At 74.2% G+C, this 17,214-nt stretch carries 18 protein-coding genes and 1 pseudogene; 7 read left to right on the forward strand and 12 right to left on the reverse strand.

The window, feature by feature from the left end; genetic code table 11:
• Positions 1-599 (forward strand): acyl-CoA dehydrogenase (locus tag JWP64_RS14355; protein ID WP_297496573.1); only part of this gene is annotated, 599 nt, incomplete at its 5' end.
• Here the strand turns inward: JWP64_RS14355 and JWP64_RS14360 are convergent.
• The 6 genes from JWP64_RS14360 to JWP64_RS14385 all read right to left on the reverse strand — a co-directional run bounded on the left by JWP64_RS14360 (position 600) and on the right by JWP64_RS14385 (position 7,248).
• Entirely contained in the window at positions 600-842 is a 243-nt protein-coding gene (locus tag JWP64_RS14360; RefSeq protein WP_297496575.1) for a hypothetical protein, read from the reverse strand.
• 443 nt (positions 843-1,285) lie between these two features.
• On the reverse strand, positions 1,286-2,107 hold the full coding sequence (locus tag JWP64_RS14365; protein ID WP_297496577.1) for a hypothetical protein: 822 nt from the start codon (positions 2,105-2,107) through the stop codon (positions 1,286-1,288).
• Positions 2,108-2,121: 14 nt separating this feature from the next.
• The gene (locus JWP64_RS14370) at positions 2,122-2,991 is read right to left on the reverse strand and encodes a L,D-transpeptidase (protein WP_297496579.1); all 870 of its coding nucleotides are present in this window, start codon (positions 2,989-2,991) and stop codon (positions 2,122-2,124) included.
• A gap of 219 nt (positions 2,992-3,210) precedes the next feature.
• Positions 3,211-4,536, reverse strand: coding sequence for an alpha-amylase family glycosyl hydrolase (locus tag JWP64_RS14375; protein WP_297496580.1), 1,326 nt, complete (start codon positions 4,534-4,536; stop codon positions 3,211-3,213).
• Positions 4,537-4,823: 287 nt separating this feature from the next.
• Positions 4,824-6,605 (reverse strand): gamma-glutamyltransferase, encoded by a 1,782-nt coding sequence (locus tag JWP64_RS14380; protein ID WP_297496583.1) that lies wholly within the window; start codon positions 6,603-6,605, stop codon positions 4,824-4,826.
• An 85-nt stretch (positions 6,606-6,690) separates the two neighbouring features.
• Positions 6,691-7,248, reverse strand: a complete 558-nt coding sequence (locus JWP64_RS14385; protein ID WP_297496585.1) for a hypothetical protein — start codon at positions 7,246-7,248, stop codon at positions 6,691-6,693.
• Between the two features lie 245 nt (positions 7,249-7,493).
• Between JWP64_RS14385 and JWP64_RS14390 the strand changes: the two genes are divergently transcribed.
• Positions 7,494-7,967 (forward strand): hypothetical protein, encoded by a 474-nt coding sequence (locus JWP64_RS14390; RefSeq protein ID WP_297496587.1) that lies wholly within the window; start codon positions 7,494-7,496, stop codon positions 7,965-7,967.
• A gap of 24 nt (positions 7,968-7,991) precedes the next feature.
• On the opposite strand, the gene JWP64_RS14395 is transcribed toward JWP64_RS14390, so the two are convergent.
• Complete coding sequence (locus JWP64_RS14395; RefSeq protein WP_297496589.1) at positions 7,992-8,513, reverse strand: bifunctional nuclease family protein; 522 nt, start codon at positions 8,511-8,513, stop codon at positions 7,992-7,994.
• A 167-nt stretch (positions 8,514-8,680) separates the two neighbouring features.
• Here JWP64_RS14395 and JWP64_RS14400 point away from each other — a divergent pair, with 167 nt between their 5' ends.
• Entirely contained in the window at positions 8,681-8,821 is a 141-nt protein-coding gene (locus JWP64_RS14400) for a hypothetical protein (protein ID WP_297496591.1), read from the forward strand.
• Positions 8,822-8,875: 54 nt separating this feature from the next.
• Here JWP64_RS14400 and JWP64_RS14405 read toward each other — a convergent pair whose 3' ends face one another.
• The 3 genes from JWP64_RS14405 to JWP64_RS14415 all read right to left on the reverse strand — a co-directional run bounded on the left by JWP64_RS14405 (position 8,876) and on the right by JWP64_RS14415 (position 13,093).
• Positions 8,876-11,347, reverse strand: a complete 2,472-nt coding sequence (locus tag JWP64_RS14405) for an ATP-dependent Clp protease ATP-binding subunit (protein ID WP_297496838.1) — start codon at positions 11,345-11,347, stop codon at positions 8,876-8,878.
• 122 nt (positions 11,348-11,469) lie between these two features.
• Entirely contained in the window at positions 11,470-12,045 is a 576-nt protein-coding gene (locus JWP64_RS14410; RefSeq protein WP_297496593.1) for a type 1 glutamine amidotransferase domain-containing protein, read from the reverse strand.
• Positions 12,046-12,082: 37 nt separating this feature from the next.
• Positions 12,083-13,093, reverse strand: a complete 1,011-nt coding sequence (locus JWP64_RS14415) for an LLM class F420-dependent oxidoreductase (protein WP_297496595.1) — start codon at positions 13,091-13,093, stop codon at positions 12,083-12,085.
• 44 nt (positions 13,094-13,137) lie between these two features.
• Between JWP64_RS14415 and JWP64_RS14420 the strand changes: the two genes are divergently transcribed.
• The 3 genes and pseudogenes from JWP64_RS14420 to JWP64_RS14430 form a co-directional block, all read left to right on the forward strand.
• Complete coding sequence (locus tag JWP64_RS14420) at positions 13,138-13,536, forward strand: PPOX class F420-dependent oxidoreductase (RefSeq protein ID WP_297496597.1); 399 nt, start codon at positions 13,138-13,140, stop codon at positions 13,534-13,536.
• Between the two features lie 52 nt (positions 13,537-13,588).
• Positions 13,589-14,251 carry a class II aldolase/adducin family protein gene (locus tag JWP64_RS14425; RefSeq protein WP_297496599.1) on the forward strand — a complete coding sequence of 221 codons (663 nt, stop codon included), beginning with the start codon at positions 13,589-13,591 and terminating at the stop codon, positions 14,249-14,251.
• A pseudogene (locus tag JWP64_RS14430) lies at positions 14,248-14,385 on the forward strand (alpha/beta fold hydrolase); the annotation flags it as partial. The gene JWP64_RS14425 and the pseudogene JWP64_RS14430, both read left to right, overlap by 4 nt.
• A 185-nt stretch (positions 14,386-14,570) precedes the next feature.
• Here JWP64_RS14430 and JWP64_RS14435 read toward each other — a convergent pair.
• Positions 14,571-15,731: a glycosyltransferase gene (locus tag JWP64_RS14435; protein WP_297496601.1), complete on the reverse strand. Its 1,161-nt coding sequence runs from the start codon at positions 15,729-15,731 to the stop codon at positions 14,571-14,573.
• 103 nt (positions 15,732-15,834) lie between these two features.
• Between JWP64_RS14435 and JWP64_RS14440 the strand changes: the two genes are divergently transcribed.
• Positions 15,835-15,984, forward strand: coding sequence for a hypothetical protein (locus JWP64_RS14440; protein WP_297496603.1), 150 nt, complete (start codon positions 15,835-15,837; stop codon positions 15,982-15,984).
• A 14-nt stretch (positions 15,985-15,998) separates the two neighbouring features.
• On the opposite strand, the gene JWP64_RS14445 is transcribed toward JWP64_RS14440, so the two are convergent.
• Complete coding sequence (locus tag JWP64_RS14445; RefSeq protein ID WP_297496604.1) at positions 15,999-17,210, reverse strand: cysteine desulfurase-like protein; 1,212 nt, start codon at positions 17,208-17,210, stop codon at positions 15,999-16,001.
• Positions 17,211-17,214 lie beyond the last annotated feature (4 nt).

Genomic DNA, 17,214 nt, shown 5'->3' on the forward strand with positions numbered 1-17,214 from the left:
AGGAGGCGCGGACCGCCGGGACGCTGGAGTTCACCCCGATCCCGAAGGCCGGCAGCCGGATCGTCCAGTCCAACACCGTGCACTTCGACGACGTGCGGGTCCCGGCCCACCGCGTCGTCGGCGAGCCCGGCGCGGGCTTCGCAGTGCTGTGGGACATCCTCAACCCGGAACGGATCCTCGCCTCGGCCAGCGCGGTCGGCGCCGCGGACCTCGCGTTGCGGATCGCCGTGGACTACGCCCGCGAGCGCGTCGTCTTCGACCGGCCGATCGGCGCCAACCAGGCCGTCGCGTACCCGTTGGCGCAGGTCAAGGCCCAGACGGAGCTGGCCCGGCTGATGGCGCGCAAGGCGGCGTGGCTGTGGGACCGCGGGGAGCCGTCCGGGCACGAGGCCAACGTCGCGAAGCTGACGGCGGCCAACGCCGCGTGGGACGCGGCGGACCGGGCGTTCCAGACGTTCGGCGGAATGGCCTACTCGGAGGAGTACCCGGTGGCGCGGCTGCACCGGGACGCGCGGATCGGGAAGAACATCCCCGTGGCCGAGGAGCTGGTGCTCGCGCACATCGCAACGCAGGGACTGGGGCTCCCCCGCAGCTACTGATCAGCGGTCAGCGCCGTGCCCGCGGCGTCCGGACCACCGCGGCTCGACCCGTTCCCACTCCCGGGTCCAGCTCCGGTCGTTCACCGACGCGGTGCACCGGACCATCACGGCCCACAGCATCCGCAGCACGCCGAGCCCGCAGAGCATCGCCAGGATGCCGGCGGGCCACCCCCCCAGCGCCGCCTCGCCGACGCCCACCGGGCGTCCGGCCGGCTCGCCGTCCTCGCCGGTCCAGAGCTCCACGGCGCTCCCGGCGCGGGCGGCCTCCGGCGCGGGGACGACGCCGGTGTGCTCGCGCCCGCTCGCCTCGGTCCAGCGCGCGGGAGCCGGGGCGCGCGCCGCGCCGGCCGGGCGGTCCGCCGAGACCGGGGGCGGTACCCGGTCAGCACCGCGGAAACGACGCTGCGGTGCGCGGCCTCGTATTCGACGCGCTCGACGAGCGCGCCGTGCGTTCCGACCCCGAGCACGAGGGACGCCACCACGCCGGGGCAGGCGGGCACCCCCGGACGGGTCGCGGCCCTTCGACGGGTCGCGGCGGGGCGGCTCGGCCTGGGTCACAGTCCTTGACCGTCAAGGGCACCCCGGCGCCGTCAAGGCCCGGCGGCGGCCGGCCCGGCAGGTGCCCCGAACGGCCGAACGCCGGGGCACCCGAAGGGGTGTCCCGGCGTCCGGTCGGGCGCGGGCGGTCAGCCGGTGACGGGCAGGCTGTACTCGGTCACGGCCGGCTTCGGCGCCTCCGGGTGACCGGTGGCGGGCTCCGGGATCCGAGCGTGCTCGGTCTCCTCGTCGGCCGGGCCGCAGGTCGCGGAGCCGACGGTGAGCGACAGCACGGAGCCGCCGGTCGGCAGGAGCGCCGTCAGGTCCTCGACCGTCTTCGCGTCGGCCAGCTGCGGCAGGTGCAGCGCCCCGGCGAGGTCCGGGAGCGCGTCCTGGGTCTTCTCGTCGAGCGCGGCCTTCGGGTCCTTGCCCGCGGTGACCAGGTCCAGCGTCAGCCCGGTGTAGGTCGTCGTGCCGTCGCGGTGCTCGTCGCGCTGGTTCAGCGTGAGCTCCAGCAGCGGCGACGCGGGGATGACGAGGCTCGGCGCGGGCGTCTCCGGCAGCGCGACGCCGAGCACCGACCCGTCGACGATCTGCAGGCCGCCGTCCCCGTCGTCGCACCAGGTGCGCAGGAGCTTGGCCTTGAGCAGGCCGCCGACGTTCAGGTCCGCCACGGAGCTCTCCGCGGAGTGCTCGTCCGCCTCCGCGGTCACGAGCCGGACGGAGAACGGGGCGCCCTTGAGGCTCCCGTCGGTGCCGACCAGCTCGTCGGACGCCTTCTCACCGTCGTACTCGACGTACGGCACGGCGGGGAGGCTCGCGACGGGGCTGTCCACCTTGATCCCGAACGCGTTCGACGGCCGGGGGCCGTCCGCTGCCGAGGCCGTTGCGGTCCCCAGGAGCAGCACCGCCGCGGTGGTCGCCGCGCCGACCGCGGCCGCTCCCGCACCCGCCCACTTCGAGGTCTTCACGCGACTGGTCTCCTTCATGCTTCGTCGATCCGGACGAGGGTGCCGAGCGGCACGCTCGTGAGGGTGGTGAGGGCGTCGGCCGGAACCCGGATGCAGCCGTCGCTCGTGGCGGTGCCGAACACGTCGTCGGTCGGCCAGGTGTGGATGGCGACGGTGCCGGGGCCGCCGCCGAAGGTGTCGTGCGTGGGGCTGTGCGTGCCCAGCGGCAGGATCACCGGGGAGTACTTCTGCTTCGCGTCGCTGAACGCGCCGAGCAGGAAGGTGCGTCCGGTCGGCGTGGGGGCCGAGGCCTTGCCGATGCCGACCGTCCACCGGTCGACCCGCTGCCCGTTGCGCAGCAGCTCGAGGGTCATCGACCCGAGGTGCACGTCGATCACGTAGGGCGAGACGGCGGTCTCGAGGTCCGCGGCCGGCAGCCACCCCGTCGACGAGCTGGGCCGCGACGGGAGCAGGACCTGCACCCAGCCGCTCTGCTCACCGACGACCGGCAGCCAGGTGTCGCCGATCTGTGTCGCGGGCATGCGGGCGATCGGGGTGCCGCCCGGGGCGTCGTGGACCACGGTGTCCGTCACCGGGTGCACGACCCGGCCGTCCGTGGCCGCACGCGGGGACGGGTCCGCCGGGGCACCGTCGATCGTAGTGAAGGTGGTGCTCTCCGGTAGCGACGCGACGTCGACGGTGGCGGCCGTGCCCGCCGACGGGCTGCTCGCCGGCGCCGGCGCCGGCGTCCCCCCGCCGGTCAGCAGGCCTGCACCGAGGACGAGCGCGAGGACCGCGGCAACCCCCGCTGCGGCCCAGCCGACGAGTGCCGCCCGCCCCCGTCGCGGGCGGCCCTCTTCTGCGTCGTGCGGCGGGGCCGGCCGCACCGTGGAATGGCTCGCCATCTACCGGCCCCCCGTTCGGAGGTCACCGGTTCGCGTCCGGAGGAAGATCGTGTGCACGTTCGGTAGAACGACGACCTCACGAACAGGTGACGCCAGGTAGACGGATGATCGCACCGCGTTGCGACGGGCGGATCGTCCAGAGCGCCGGACGGCCGAATCCACCGTCCGGCGATCGGAGGTCGGTCCGAGGCAACCACCCAAGGTGAGTGGGCCGGCAGATCAGTCCCCGACGACCACCCAGCCGTGCGGGCCGAGCCCGGCCTTCCCCTCGTGCAGGCCGCCGGGTCCGGCCAGCACCTCGACCGCGCCCGGGACCGGGAGCTCGGCCGGCTGGTCGTCGAGGTTGAGGGCCAGGCGCAGCCGCCGGGTGCCGTCGGCGCTGCGGCTCTCGAGCACGGCGCGGGTGTTCTGCAGCTCGACGGCGGTGGTGCGGGCCGTGTGCAGCCACGGGTGGCGGCGGCGCAGCCCGATCAGCTCCTGGTGCACGTGGAAGACGGGCATGCCGAGCTCGGAGAGCGACTCCGGCCCGTCGGTCGGGAACTCGGGGCGGATCTGGTCGTCCCCGCCGGCGCGTTCCTCCTTGACGCCGCGGTAGGCCTGCTCGTCCCCGTAGTAGACGGCCGGGGTGCCGGCGACGGTGAACAGCACCGCCAGCGCGTGCGGCAGCAGCTGCTCGGGCAGCGCGCTCGCGAGGCGGGTGACGTCGTGGTTCCCGACGAACGTCATCGGCACGAAGGTCTCGAGGAACTCGTTGTGCCGTTTCAGGTTCCAGTCCAGCTCGAAGAGGTTCCCCTCGGCGAGCGCGTTCCGGATCGACTTCCACAGCTCGTACTGGGTGACGGCGTCGACGCCGCTCGCCTCCACGAAGCCCGGGTAGTCGCCGTGGATCACCTCGCCGACGACGTAGACGTCCGGGTGCCTATCCCGTACCCGCGGCAGCACCCGCGCCCAGAACGCCTCGGGCACCGCGTAGGCCGCGTCGAGCCGCCAGCCGTCGGCGCCCGCGTCGAGCCAGTGGTTCATGACCTCGACCACGTGGTCCACCACGGCCGGTGAGTCGTGGTTGAGCGCGACGAGCTCGGAGTGGCCCTCGAAGTCCCCGTAGCCCGGCTCCGTCCCCGGGCCCGCGCCGTCCGGCCAGGTGAGCCGGAACCAGTCCGCCTCGGGCGCCGACGGCCCCTGTTCCAGCACCCGCCTGAAGGCCGGGAACGCCCGCCCGACGTGGTTGAACACTCCGTCGAGCAGCACCCTCAGACCACGCCCGTGCGCCGCCTCGACCAGGCGGGCGAACGAGTCCGCGTCGCCGAGGCGCGGGTCGATGCGCAGGTGGTCGACGGTGTCGTAGCCGTGGGTCTGCGAGGCGAAGATCGGCCCGAGCGCGATCCCGGAGGCGCCGAGCTCGACGGCGTAGTCCAGCCACTCGACGAGCCGGTCCAGTCGCTGCCGCACGGGCCCGTCGGGGTCACCCTGCTGCTCGGCCCCGGTGAAGCCGAGCGGATAGACCTGCCACCAGATCGCGTGCTGCACCCACTCCTCGCTACTCACGACCGAAGTCTCGCAGTAGCTCGGCGTGACCGCCGGGTGGCGGCGCTCGTGGGAACCACGGCCGTGAGGCCGGTACGGACCACGGCCGCAGGCCCGCGACGTGAGCCGCACGCGTGAGGGCCACGGCTGCAGGGGCTCCGTCTCACACCGCGGAGGGCAGAGACCACCCGCGCGAGGCCGCGCACCTCGTGCCTACGGGTCCCGGCGGGCGGCTCATCGGGCGACTCGGGGTTCGTCGGCCGTGGGAGACCCGCATGCCGCACAGGTCTACCCGAACACGGCGGCGGTTACCTGCCGACGGCGTAGCCCTGCATCCCCCGGGGGTTGGCACCGGCCGACAGGATCCTCGTCTCCGGGTCCCGCGCGACCGCGCTGATCCGGCCCTCGGACCAGGGGTCGCCGACCGTGACGTCGTGCCCGCGGCGGGTCAGCTCGTCGATCACGGCCTCCCCGATCCGCGACTCGACGACGACGCTGCCCGCGCTCATCGCGCGCGGGTAGAACGAGCTGGGGAAGCTCTCCGTGTGCCAGTTCGGGGCGTCGATCGCGCCCTGCAGGTCCGGCCCGCCCCGCACCGGCTCGCGCAGGGCGACGGCGAGCAGGAAGTGCACGGTCCACTGGTCCTGCTGGTCCCCGCCGGGCGTCCCGAACGCCATCACCGGCTCGCCGTCGCGGAGCGCGAGCGAGGGGCTGAGCGTGGTCCGCGGGCGCTTTTCGGGTGCCAGCGAGTTCGGCAGGCCGGGTTCCAGCCAGGACATCTGCAGCCGGGTCCCGAGCGGGAAGCCCAGCTCGGGGACGACCGGGTTGGACTGCAGCCAGCCCCCGCTCGGCGTCGCGGAGATCATGTTTCCCCACCGGTCGACGACGTCGACGTGGCAGGTGTCGCCCCGGGTGGCGCCGTCGCGGGCGACGGTCGGCTCCCCCGCTCCGGCGCCGGGCGCCACGGTGACCGCCCCGCTCGCCGCGGCGAGGGCCTGTTTGCTCAGCCGCGGTTCCCGCCCGTCCGGGCTGCCGGGCCGCAGCTCGTACGAGGCGTGCTCACCGATCAGGGCGCGGCGCGCCGCGCTGTAGGCGGGATCGAGCAGTGCGTCCAGCGGGACGGGGGCGTCGTCGCCGTACCAGGCCTCGCGGTCCGCCATCGCGAGCTTCGCCCCCTCGACCAGCGTGTGCACGTACTCCGGGGTCCCGTACTCCAGCCCGCCGGGCAGGAGCGCGAGCTGCTGCAGGAACACCGGGCCCTGGCTCCAGAGCCCGGGCTTCGCGATCGTCCAGCCGTTCCAGGTGAAGGTCGCCGGCTCCTCGTAGGTGGCTTCGAACCCCGCCATGTCGTCGACCGTGAGGGTGCCCGCATGTCGTTCCCCCGAGGTGTCCATGGTCGGCCGGGCCGCGGCCGCGGCGAGGTGCTCGGCGACGAACCCCTCCCGCCAGACCCGCCGGGCCGCGTCGATCTCGGCTTCCCGGGTTCCCCCCGCGGACTCCGCGAGGAGCCGGCGCCAGGTGGCCGCGAGGGCCGGGTTGCGCAGCAGCGCACCGGGCCTCGGCGGTGCGCCGCCCGGCAGGTAGACGGCGGCGGAGGTGGTCCACTCCGTCTCGAACAGCTCCTGCACGGCGGACACCGCCGCCCCGACCCGATCGACGGCCGGATGCCCGTCCTCGGCGTACCCGACGGCGTACTTCAGGACCTCGGCCAGGGACTTCGTGCCGTGGTCCCGCAGCAGGACCAGCCACGCCTCGACGGCGCCGGGCACGGCCGCCGCGAGCGGCCCGGTCCCGGGGACGAGATCCAGGCCCAGGCCCGTGTAGTGCGCGATCGTCGCGCCGGCCGGCGCCGGGCCCTGCCCGCAGAGGACCTGCACCCGGCCCCCGGCCGGCGCCAGGATGATCGGCAGGTCCCCGCCCGGCCCGTTCAGATGCGGTTCGACGACCTGCAGCACGAACCCCGCGGCCACTGCGGCGTCGAACGCGTTGCCGCCGTCCTCGAGGACCGCCATGGCCGTCGAGGAGGCGAGCCAGTGCGTCGACGCGGCCATGCCGAAGATGCCCTGCAGGGTGGGCCGGGTCGTGAACACGGGAGCAGCTCCTCCGGTCGTGAGGGCGAGGACACCCGATGATCCCCCACGTCCAGGACGCCCGCCGGACGCGGGTAACCCGGTGTCAGGGCTTGGCCTTGCTCCCGTCGGGGGCCACGGCGAACCAGGTGCCGTCGGTGCCGTTGCCCGCCGTGGTCGTCAGCGAGCCGTCGTCGGCGGCGTTGCGGTAGAGCGGCCAGCCCTTCAGCGTGAGCTGCGCGGACCCGTCCGCGCGCGTCGCCGTGCCGACCGCGGAGTCGTCGACGCCCATCAGGCCGGGGGTCTGCCCTGCCGGCAGCAGGACCGGAACCCAGGAGGCCGTGCAGGCGTCCGTGCAGGTGGACGTCGGTGGGGTCGCGCTGTCCGAGTCCGAGCGGAGCAGGACGTGCCCGCCGCCGTCGGTGACGACGGTGCCGAGCAGCCCGGTCTGCACGGCCCAGAGCTCGACGGACCCGCTCCCGCCGCCGTGGTGCATGCCCTCCATCCCCTGCATGCCCTCCATCCCCTGCATGCCGGCCATGTCGTGGACGGTGGCGGCGGGGGCCGCAGCCGGGGCGACGGGCTCGTTCGCGCACGCCGACAGCACGGTCAGGCCCGCGGCGGCCAGCAGCGCCGCCGCCCACGACCGGTTCCTGCGCGTCATCTCCGGACCGCTCCTCGCCTCGACTGTGGTGCACGAGGACGGTAGGCGGGCGGGCCCCGGAACCCGGCCAACCTGAGCAACCCCGGCCGCGGGACCCGCCCAACCGCCGTTCGACGGCGGCGAACGGGCCCGCGTTGCTCCGTCCGGTCCAGGCTCGACGTCCGGAAGCCGCGCCCGGTCCACAGGAACGCCCAGGGCGGCCCGCGCCTACCCTGGGGAGTCCACCGATCCCGCCAGGAGTGCCCGTGCCGCAGCGCCCCGACCGCTCGTCCCCGAAGAACCGCGGCCCGTCGGATCCGTTCTCGGCAGCCGCCGCGGCCCTGCCGACCGCCGCGACCCGCCCGACGGTCATCGTCGTGCTGCTCGCGATCGCGGCCGTCGTCCAGGCCGGGCTGGCGGTCACGACCTTCGGCGCCGGACCGGTGCCGGCCGTCCTCGCCGCGGTGATCGCATTGGCCGAGGTCGCGCTGGCCGTCATGATCGCGCGCAGGCACAGCCCCGGGCTGGTGCTCGGCGCCGCGGTCGTGGGGATGCTCGGGATCGCCTGCTTCGTGCTGGTCGCGGTGCTGTCGGTGTCCGGATCGGTCGCGACCGAGGGCTGGGTGGGGCCGTGGGGCATCGGCGCGGCGCTGGCGGACTCGATGGTGGTCCGGATCGCCGCGGTCGTGCTCCGCCGCCCGTCCGCCGCGTCCGGGACGAGCGCGACGAAGCGGACGTAGCGTCTCAGATCCGCAGGTCAGGGACTACGACGGTTTGTCGAAGTCCTCCGGCGACGCCTGGTCCAGGAACTTCCGGAACGCCTCGACCTCGTCCGGGTCGACGACCGGCTCCCCGGACTCGTCGACGGCGATCTCGTGCTCCTCCTCCTGGTCGTCCTCGACGTTCACCACCGTGAGCTCGGTGGCCCCCGCCGCGAGGACGTCCTCCTCCACGAGGATCGGCAGCTCCAGGTGCAGCGCCAGCGTGACCGCGTCGGTGAGCCGCGAGGACACGGTGACGCCGCCGTCGAGCCGCAGCTCGGCGTGGTAGATCCCGTCCCGGAGCTCGGTGATCCGCACCCCCTCGATCCGGTGACCCAGCGCCTCGACGACGTTGCAGATCAACGCGTGGGTCTGCGGGCGTTCAGGCCGGGCGCCGCTGCGTTCCAGCTCGACGGCCTGCGCCTCGGGGATGCCGACGGCGATCGGCAGCACCCGGCCCGGTCCGTCGGTCTCCTGCAGGACGAGCAGCGGCCGTGACCCCTGCGGGTCGACGCCCAGTGCCATGACGCGTACCTCGGGCACCGCCCACCCCCTTCGCGTTTGATCGCGCGGAGTGCCGGGCACACCACGCCATGCTCGAGTCGACACCTGACCACGAGTCCGCGTCCGGCGCATCTCGCGACCCCGACCAGGATCCCGCACAGAGTGACCTGGAGGACACCGTCGACGAGATGGAAGAACGGGTCCTCGGCCACACGGTGGACCAGGTCCGGGACGAGGACGACGCCGAGACCCCCGCCGAGGAGCAGGATCTCGACCCGGACGACGGCGGAACGGGCGCCGGCCGGGGCCCGGGCGCCGAACCCGCCTGACGGCTCGTGCGCGGTGGGTGGTGCCGGGGCACGGCCCACCGCGCACGACCGACGTCAGCTGCTACCGGTGACCTGCAGATCCAGCTCCCCCTCCCGCACGTCGACGTGCACCGCGCCGCCGTTCTCGATCTCACCCGAGAGCATGAGCGAGGCCAGCCGGTTGTCCAGCTCGCGGCGGATCGTGCGGCGCAGCGGGCGGGCCCCGAACTCCGGCTGGTAGCCGCGCTCGGACAGCAGCGAGATCGCGTCCGGGGTGATGTCCAGCTCGATGTCCCGCTCGGCGAGCCGGGCGCGCACCTCGTCCAGCAGCAGCTCGGTGATCGTGCTCAGCTGCTCGGGCTCCAGGCGCCGGAAGACGATCGTCTCGTCGATCCGGTTGAGGAACTCGGGCCGGAACACGTCGCGCAGCCGCGGCAACAGGCGTTCCCGCAGCACCGCGTCCTCGCGGGAGCCCTCGTCGGACTGTCGCTCGGCCGTCGAGCCGAAGCCGAGCGTCGCGCCGCGGCTGGTGATCAGCTCGGACCCGACGTTGGACGTCATGATGATCACGGTGTTGCGGAAGTCCACGGTGCGGCCCTGGCCGTCGGTGAGCCGCCCGTCGTCGAGGACCTGCAGCAACGTGTTGAACACGTCCGGGTGGGCCTTCTCGATCTCATCGAGCAGCAGCACCGAGTACGGCCGGCGGCGGACGGCCTCGGTCAGCTCGCCGGACTCGCCGTAGCCGACGTAGCCGGGCGGGGACCCGACCATCCGCGCGACGGTGTGCCGCTCCCCGTACTCGCTCATGTCGAGGCGGACCATCCGGTCCTCCTCGCCGAACAGCGCCACGGCGAGCGCCTTGGCGAGCTCGGTCTTGCCGACGCCCGTCGGGCCGAGGAAGAGGAAGCTGCCGACGGGCCGGTCAGGATCCGCCAGCCCCGTCCGGGACAGCCGGATCGCCTCGGCGACGGCGTGCACCGCCTCGTCCTGCCCGACGATCCGCTTGTGCAGCTCGTCCTCCAGGCGCAGCAGGCGTTCGCGCTCGGTCTCGGTCAGCTGCGAGACGGGGATGCCGGTGGAGCGGGCCACGACGTCCGCGATCTCCTCGACACCCACCTCCGGCACGCTCCCGGGACCCCCGCGCGTCGCCGCCAGCTCGGCCCGGACCTGCGCGATCTCGTCCCGCAGCTCCACCGCGCGCTCGAACTGCTCGTCCGCGACCGCCTGGTCCTTGTCCCGGATCAGCTGTTCGAGGCGCTGTTCGAGGCCGCGGCGGTCCGTCGACGGCGTGCGCGTGCGCAGCCGCACCCGGGCCCCGGCCTGGTCGACGAGGTCGATGGCCTTGTCCGGCAGGAACCGCTCGGTGATGTACCGGTCGGACATCTCGGCCGCCGCCCGGAGGGCGTCCTCGGTGTAGCGGACCTGGTGGTGGGCCTCGTAGCGGTCGCGCAGGCCGCCGAGGATCGCGATCGTGTCCTCGACGCTCGGCTCCGGCACCAGGACGGGCTGGAAGCGACGGGCCAGCGCGGCGTCGGACTCGATGTGGCGGCGGTACTCGTCGAGCGTCGTGGCGCCGATGACGTGCAGCTCGCCGCGGGCGAGGGCGGGCTTGAGCATGTTGCCCGCGTCCATGCCACCGCCACCGCCACCGCCGTCGCCACCGCCGCCGCCGGCGCCGGCGCGGACCATGGTGTGCAGCTCGTCGATGAAGACGATGAGCTCCGCCGAGTGCGCGCGGACCTCCTCGATGACGGAGCGCATGCGCTCCTCGAAGTCGCCCCGGTACCGCGTTCCGGCGACGACACCGGAGAGGTCGAGCTGGACGACGCGACGGTCCTTGAGGGTGTCCGGCACCTCGCCGTCGGCGATGCGCTGGGCGATGCCCTCGACCACTGCGGTCTTGCCGACACCCGCCTCGCCGACCAGCACGGGGTTGTTCTTGGTGCGCCGGGACAGTACCTCGATCGTCTGCTCGATCTCGTCCTCGCGGCCGATGACGGGGTCGAGACTGCCGCCGCGGGCGGCGGCCGTGAGGTCCTGGCCGTACTGGTCCAGGGTCGGCGTGCTGCTCGGTCCCTGCTGTTCGGCGGCCTGCAGGGGCTGGCCCCGCGTGGCCGCCGCGGGGGTGAACCGCGCCTCGGCCAGCAGCCGTCCGGCCGCGGACTCGTCGTTCGAGGCCAGGGCGAGCAGCAGGTGCTCGGGGCCGATGTAGGTGGCGCCGAGCGAGCGCGAGATCTGGTGTCCGTCGAGCAGCGCGCGCTTCGCGGCGGGCGTCAGGACGGGGGGCCGGCCACGGGACCGGCCGCGCGGCAGGCCCTCCTCGAGGGCCTTGATCAGGGTGTCGGGGTCCGTCCCCGCCCTGGTCAGCCACTGCCGGGTGGGTTCGAGCCGGGCCGCGGCGAGCAGCATGTGCGTCGCGTCCAGATCGGCGTCACCGCGTTCTATCGCCTCGCGCGCGGCGGCCGCCATGATCTCGCGGGACCCCGCGCTCATCAGGCGGGTCAGGTCGATCCGGTGCGCCGGGCCGCGGGGGTCGCCGGGACCCATGTGCGGGAACTGGTCCCCGGGGTCCGGAGGGCCTCCCGGCCCGAAGAAGCCGGTCACGTGAGTACTCCTCTCACCTCGTGCGCGGGCACCGCCGCCGGGGCGACGGCGCCCGCGCACGAGGTTCAGCTCGTCGCGCCCTCGTCGTGCATCTCGTGCGTACCCTCGGCGAACTCCTCGACGACCTTCGCGCAGAACGCGGGCAGGTCGTCCGGGTTGCGGCTGGAGACGAGTCCCTTGTCGGTGACGACCTCCTCGTCCACCACGGTGCCGCCCGCGTTGCGGATGTCCGTGCGCAGGCTGGGGAACGACGTCAGGGTGCGCCCCCGAACGAGGTCCGCCTCCACGAGCGTCCACGGCCCGTGGCAGATGACGCCGACGGGCTTGCCCGCCGCGAACACGTCCTTGACGAAGGTGAGCACGTCCGCGTCCATGCGGAGCCGGTCCGCGTTGACGGTGCCGCCCGGCATGAGCAGCGCGTCGTAGTCGTCGGCCGAGACCTTCGACGCGACCTTGTCCACCGGGTAGGTGCCCGCGGGGACGATGTCGCTGTTCATGGCCTGGATCGCGTCGTCGGAGATGGACACGATCTCCGTCGTGGCGCCCGCGTCCTCCACCGCCTTCCGCGGCCGGGTCAGCTCGACCTCCTCGACACCGTCCGTCGCCAGGATCGCGACGCGCCTTCCGGTCAGCGTGCTCATGCGTTCTCCTCTCGTGGGTCGTGGGGGTGTACCCCGCTCAGCGCCCGCTACGCAGGCCGATCGCCGGCTCCTTGGCCTCGCCGAACTCCTCCCGCAGCGCGGGCAGCAGCTCGTCGCGGGCGAAGTCGCAGAACGCGGGCTGGGTCTCCCCACCCACCTGGGCGAGGGCGACGTGGGTGAACCCCGCGTCGACGAACGGCCGGACCGCCTCGACGTGCGCGGACACGTCCGGCCCACACGGGAACGCCTGCGCGACGTCCTCCCTCCGCACGAACGAGGTCGCGGCGGCGAACCCGGCGGTGCCCGGAAGCTCCGCGTTGACCTTCCAGCCGCCCGCGAACCACCGGAACAGCTCGTGCGCCCGCTCCACCGCGGTGTCCCGGTCCGGGTCCCAGCTGATCGGCTGCTGGCCGATCTTGGGCAGCTCGGCCCCGGCAGCCCGGTCGAAACCCTGCACCAGCGCGGGTTCGGGCTCCACCGCGACCATCGCGTCGCTCACCGGGGCGAAGTGCTCGATCGACTGCGTGCCGGACACCGCGACGGCGATCGGCACGCCGCCGTCCGGGACGTCCCAGAGCTTCGCCGAGTCCACCCGGTAGTGCTTGCCGACGAAGTTGACGTAGCCGCCCCCGAAGAGCTCGCGGATGATCACCACGGCCTCGTCGAGCATCTCGTGCCGGACGTTCGCCGGGGGCCAGCCCTGCCCGACGACGTGCTCGTTCAGGTTCTCCCCCGCGCCCAGCCCGAGGGTGAAGCGGCCCTCGGCGAGCAGGGCGACCGTCGCCGCCTTCTGCGCCACGACAGCCGGGTGGTACCGGATCGTCGGGCACGTCACGTAGGTCATCAGCCCGACCCGCTCGGTGGCCGTGGCGACCGCGCCGAGCACGCTCCAGGCGTACGGCGCGTGCCCCATGGAGTCCAGCCAGGGGAAGTAGTGGTCGCTGATGACCTCGAAGTCGAAGCCGGCCCGTTCCGCGGCGACCGCGTCCGAGACCAGCTCGCGAGGGCCACGCTGCTCGCAGAGAAGGGTGTATCCGAAAGCCGTCATGGCGGGGGCGGTACCCGCGGCCCCGGCTCCCGTAACGTCCGGCCATGGCCACCCCACCGCTTCCCGGCCCGATGCTCGAGCTCCTGCGCCGGGCCAGCCCCTGCTACCTCGCGACCGTCATGCCGGACGGCTCCCCGCAGCTCACCCAGACCTGGGTGGACACGGACGGCACGCACATCCTGATCAACTCCGTCCGTGGCCACCAGAAGGTCCGCAACATCGAGCGGGACCCGCGGGTGGCGGTGAACGTGTCCGATCCGGACGACCCCGCCCGGTACTTCGGGATACGCGGCCGGGTCGTCGACGTCACCACCGAGGGCGCGGTCGAGCACATCGAGTCCTTGGCGCAGCGCTACCTCGGCGGCCCCTACCCCTGGTACGGCGGCCGGAACGAGACGCGGCTGCTCCTGCGGATCGAGGCGGACTCGGTCCTCGCGATGTAGCCGTGCCGGGGTGGCACCCGGGCCAGGAGCGCCTACCGGGCAGACTGGCGCCATGCTGCTGGCCGACGAGCGGGCGTCGATCGTCGGGTACTGCCGCCGGATGGACGCCGACGGGCTCACGGTCGGGACGTCGGGGAACCTCAGCGTGCGGGTCGGCGACCTGGTGGTGGTGACGCCCAGCGGCGTCGACTACGCGACGCTCACCCCGGGGGACGTGTGCGTGCTCGACCTCGACGGCGGCCCGGTCGACGCGCGGTGCGAGCCCTCGTCGGAGGTGCCCATGCACCTGGCGGTGTACCGGGGGACGGACGCCCGGGCCGTCGTCCACACACATCCGCTCCACGCCACGGCGCTGTCCACGCTGCTCGACGAGCTGCCGCCGATCCACTACCTCGTCGGGCTGCTCGGCGGGCCGGTGCGGGTGGCGCCCTACGCCACCTACGGTTCCGCCGAGCTGGCCGAGGCGAGCGTGCGCGCGCTCGAGGGCCGGTCCGCGGTGCTGCTGCGCAACCACGGCGCGACGACGTACGGCGCCACGCTTGCGGAGGCGTACACCCGTACGACCTACCTGGAGTGGCTCTGCCGGCTCCACCACCAGGCGTCGCTCCTCGGGACGCCGAGCCTGATCCCGCCCGACGAGCTCGAACGCGTCACCGCGAAGCTCCGGACCTACGGGCGGCATCCGGGCACGCGTCCGCCAGAATCCGCGGGATGACCACCACCTTCGTCCTCGTGCCCGGGGCCGGCTGCACGTCCGCGGTGTGGGCCCCGACGGTCCGCGAGCTCACCCTGCGCGGGCACCGCGCGCTCGCCGTCGACCTTCCCGGGCACGGGTTCGGCGCCACCTACGTCCGGCCCACCGACGACTCGGCGCTGCCGCTCGCCGTCCAGGACTGATGATCGCCGAGGGCGACGCGCTCACCCGGAGAACCCGTTCGACGTGCACTCCCTGGCGAGCTCGCACGTCCGCTTCCAGCTGCACCCGGACGTGTTCGTGACGATCCTCGACGGGCTCGCGCACTAGTTCCTGCAGGTCAGCCGGGCGACGCCAGACCCTCGACCGCCCCGACGACGACCTCCGCCCCGGGCAGCTCCGCGGCCTCGTCGGCGAGGATCCGGGCGGCCCCGGCGAAGGCGGGTTCGCGCAGCACCCGCAGCGTCGCGGCGCCGATCTCCGCGGGCGTCGCCGTCAGGGGGTCGAGGACGAGCCCGGTCCCCAGGTCCGCGACCCGGCCGGCGTTGCGGTCCTGGTCCGCGCCCAGCGGCAGCACCACCACCGGGACGCCGTGGGCGAGCGCGCCGATCACCGTCCCCGAGCCGCCGTGCGACACCACCGCCGCGCAGTGCGGCAGCACCCCGGCCTGCGGGACGAACGACGCGACGTGGACGTGCGGCGGCCGCGGCCCGACCTCCGACGGGCGGACGTGCCGGCCCACGGTGAGCAGGACGTTCACCGGGAGCGCGCCGAGCCCCGCGGCGAGCCGGGAGAAGAGGTCTCCGGACTCGGTGTCGAAGATCGTGCCGAGGGTGGCGTAGACGATCGGGGCGCCGGGCCGGGCGACCGGCCAGGGCGGCGGGGCCCTGCCGCCCGCCCTTGCGGGGCACACGCCCGGCGGGCGGATCGACACGGCGGTCGGCGGCAGCGGGTGCCCCGGGTCCCGGAACCCCGGCGGGAACGGTGCGACGACGAGGTCCCGCGCCGGCATCGCCAGCCCCGGGTCCGGCGGCAGCCCGGACTCGCGCCGCAGCGCGTCGAGGGCCGGGGCAACCACCTCCGGCCGCACGAACGATCCCGCGGCCGTGACCAGCACCGTCGCGGCCCGGACCCCGAACCGCTCCGCCGCGACCATCGCGCCGAAGTCGATCTCGTCGCAGACCAGGACGTCCGGCACCCAGTAGCGGCACAGCGCGAACACGTCCGTGGCCCGGCGACGGGCGGTGCGGCCGGCGAACCCGCGGCGCAGCGAGTCGTCCTCCCGGTCCGTGTCGTACGCGAGCAGCGGGAAGCGCTTCCCGGTGTCCCCCAGGTCCTCGCCGGTGGCGAGGAAGGGGAACCCGGCGTCGAGCACCGCCTGCCCCATCGACGGCTGCCCGGTCACCAGCAGCGAGTGCCCGGCCGTCTCGAGCGCACGCGCGACCGGCAGCAGCGGCTCCAGATGGCCACGACCGCCGACGAAGGACACGAGCACCCGCACATGCCGATCATGTCGCGGATCGCGAACCCGCGGGGCGAAGACGCTCCTCCCGCAGCGCGCTCCGCCGGTCTCACTGGTCAGCGCCGGTGTCGGGGTCGGGCTGGTGCTCGACCCGGCCGACGAGCTGGCGGTGCCGGGGGTGGTGCTGCGGCCGCTGACGAGCGAGCACGTTGTGCCGCTGGGGCTCGCGTGGCGCACGGACAACCCGAACCCCGTCCTCCCCTCCCTGCTCGCTGCCGCCCAGGCGCTGTGAGATCGGCCCGGTGGTCAGAGACCGACGAAGTCCCCCAGGGCACGCAGCAGGCGGTCGACGTCGTCGTCGTTCGTGTAGGGGGCCAGGCCGATCCGCAGGGAGCCCGTGTCCCCCAGCCCGAGCCGGCGCGAGGCCTCCAGCGCGTAGAACGAGCCCGCCGGGGCGTTGACGTTGCGCTGGGCCAGGTAGCGGTAGGCCTTCTGCGGGTCCCCGTCCGGGAACTCGACGAGCAGGGTCGGCGTCCGGTGCGCCGCCCGGGACCGGACGACGACGCCCGGCAGCTGCGCGAGCCCCGCCTCGATCCGGGCGAGCAGCGGCGTCTCGTGCTCCTCGACCGCCGTCATGCCGGCCACGATCCGCTCCCGGCGCGGGGCGTCCTCACTGCCCTTGCCGCTCAGGTCCGCGAGGAAGCCGACGGCCGCGGTCGTCCCCGCGAGCAGCTCGTAGGGCAGGGTGCCCAGCTCGAAGCGCTCCGGGACGTCGTCCGTGGACGGCGCGAGCTTGGCCGGTCGCAGCCCCTCGAGCAGCTCCGGATGGGCGGCGAGGACCCCGCAGTGAGGGCCGAGGAACTTGTAGGGCGAGCAGGCGAAGAAGTCCGCGCCCAGCTCCGCGACGTCGACGGGCACGTGCGCGGTCAGGTGTACGCCGTCGACGAACGCCAGCGCCCCGGCCGCGCGCGCCAGCCGGGTGATCTCCGCGACCGGGGGCCGCGTCCCCAGGATGTTCGACGACCCGGTGACGGCCACCAGCTTCGTGCGCGACGACAGCACGGCGGCGACGTGGTCCGCCGTGAGCTCCGCGGTCTCCGGATCGAACTCGGCCCAGCGGACGGTCGCACCGGAGATCTCCGCGGCGAGCAGCCAGGGCCGGATGTTGGCGTCGTGGTCCAGGCTCGTGACGACGACCTCGTCCCCCGGCCCCCAGGTCGCGGCGAGGGCCCGGGCGAGGTCGTAGGTCAGCTGGGTCATGCTGCGGCCGAACACGATCCCGCGGGAGTCCGCGTTCAGCAGGTCCCCCATGGCGGCGCGGGCCCGTAGCACGATCCCGTCCGCGTGCCGCTCCGCCGCCGTGACGCGGCCCCGGTTGGCCAGCGGGGACAGCAGCGTCGTCGCCACGGCCTCGGCGACGGCGACCGGCACCTGGGACCCGCCGGGGCCGTCGAAGTGGGCCGCCCCCGCGGCGAGGGCGGGGAACCGGGACCGGAGCGTCGCGACGTCGTAGCTCATGTGC

Origin of the sequence: Pseudonocardia sp. (genome assembly GCF_025465255.1) — a bacterium.
In the GTDB taxonomy this organism is placed as follows: Bacteria; Actinomycetota; Actinomycetes; order Mycobacteriales; family Pseudonocardiaceae; genus Pseudonocardia.

Coding starts and splice junctions, on each gene's coding strand:
- JWP64_RS14370 (WP_297496579.1), bottom strand. CDS start 2,991: ATGGCGAGCCATTCCACGGTGCGGCCGGCCCCGCCGCACGACGCAGAA.
- JWP64_RS14385 (WP_297496585.1), bottom strand. CDS start 7,248: ATGACGCGCAGGAACCGGTCGTGGGCGGCGGCGCTGCTGGCCGCCGCG.
- JWP64_RS14395 (WP_297496589.1), bottom strand. CDS start 8,513: ATGGCACTGGGCGTCGACCCGCAGGGGTCACGGCCGCTGCTCGTCCTG.
- JWP64_RS14400 (WP_297496591.1), top strand. CDS start 8,681: ATGGAAGAACGGGTCCTCGGCCACACGGTGGACCAGGTCCGGGACGAG.
- JWP64_RS14405 (WP_297496838.1), bottom strand. CDS start 11,347: ATGGGTCCCGGCGACCCCCGCGGCCCGGCGCACCGGATCGACCTGACC.
- JWP64_RS14410 (WP_297496593.1), bottom strand. CDS start 12,045: ATGAGCACGCTGACCGGAAGGCGCGTCGCGATCCTGGCGACGGACGGT.
- JWP64_RS14415 (WP_297496595.1), bottom strand. CDS start 13,093: ATGACGGCTTTCGGATACACCCTTCTCTGCGAGCAGCGTGGCCCTCGC.
- JWP64_RS14420 (WP_297496597.1), top strand. CDS start 13,138: ATGGCCACCCCACCGCTTCCCGGCCCGATGCTCGAGCTCCTGCGCCGG.
- JWP64_RS14425 (WP_297496599.1), top strand. CDS start 13,589: ATGCTGCTGGCCGACGAGCGGGCGTCGATCGTCGGGTACTGCCGCCGG.
- JWP64_RS14445 (WP_297496604.1), bottom strand. CDS start 17,210: ATGAGCTACGACGTCGCGACGCTCCGGTCCCGGTTCCCCGCCCTCGCC.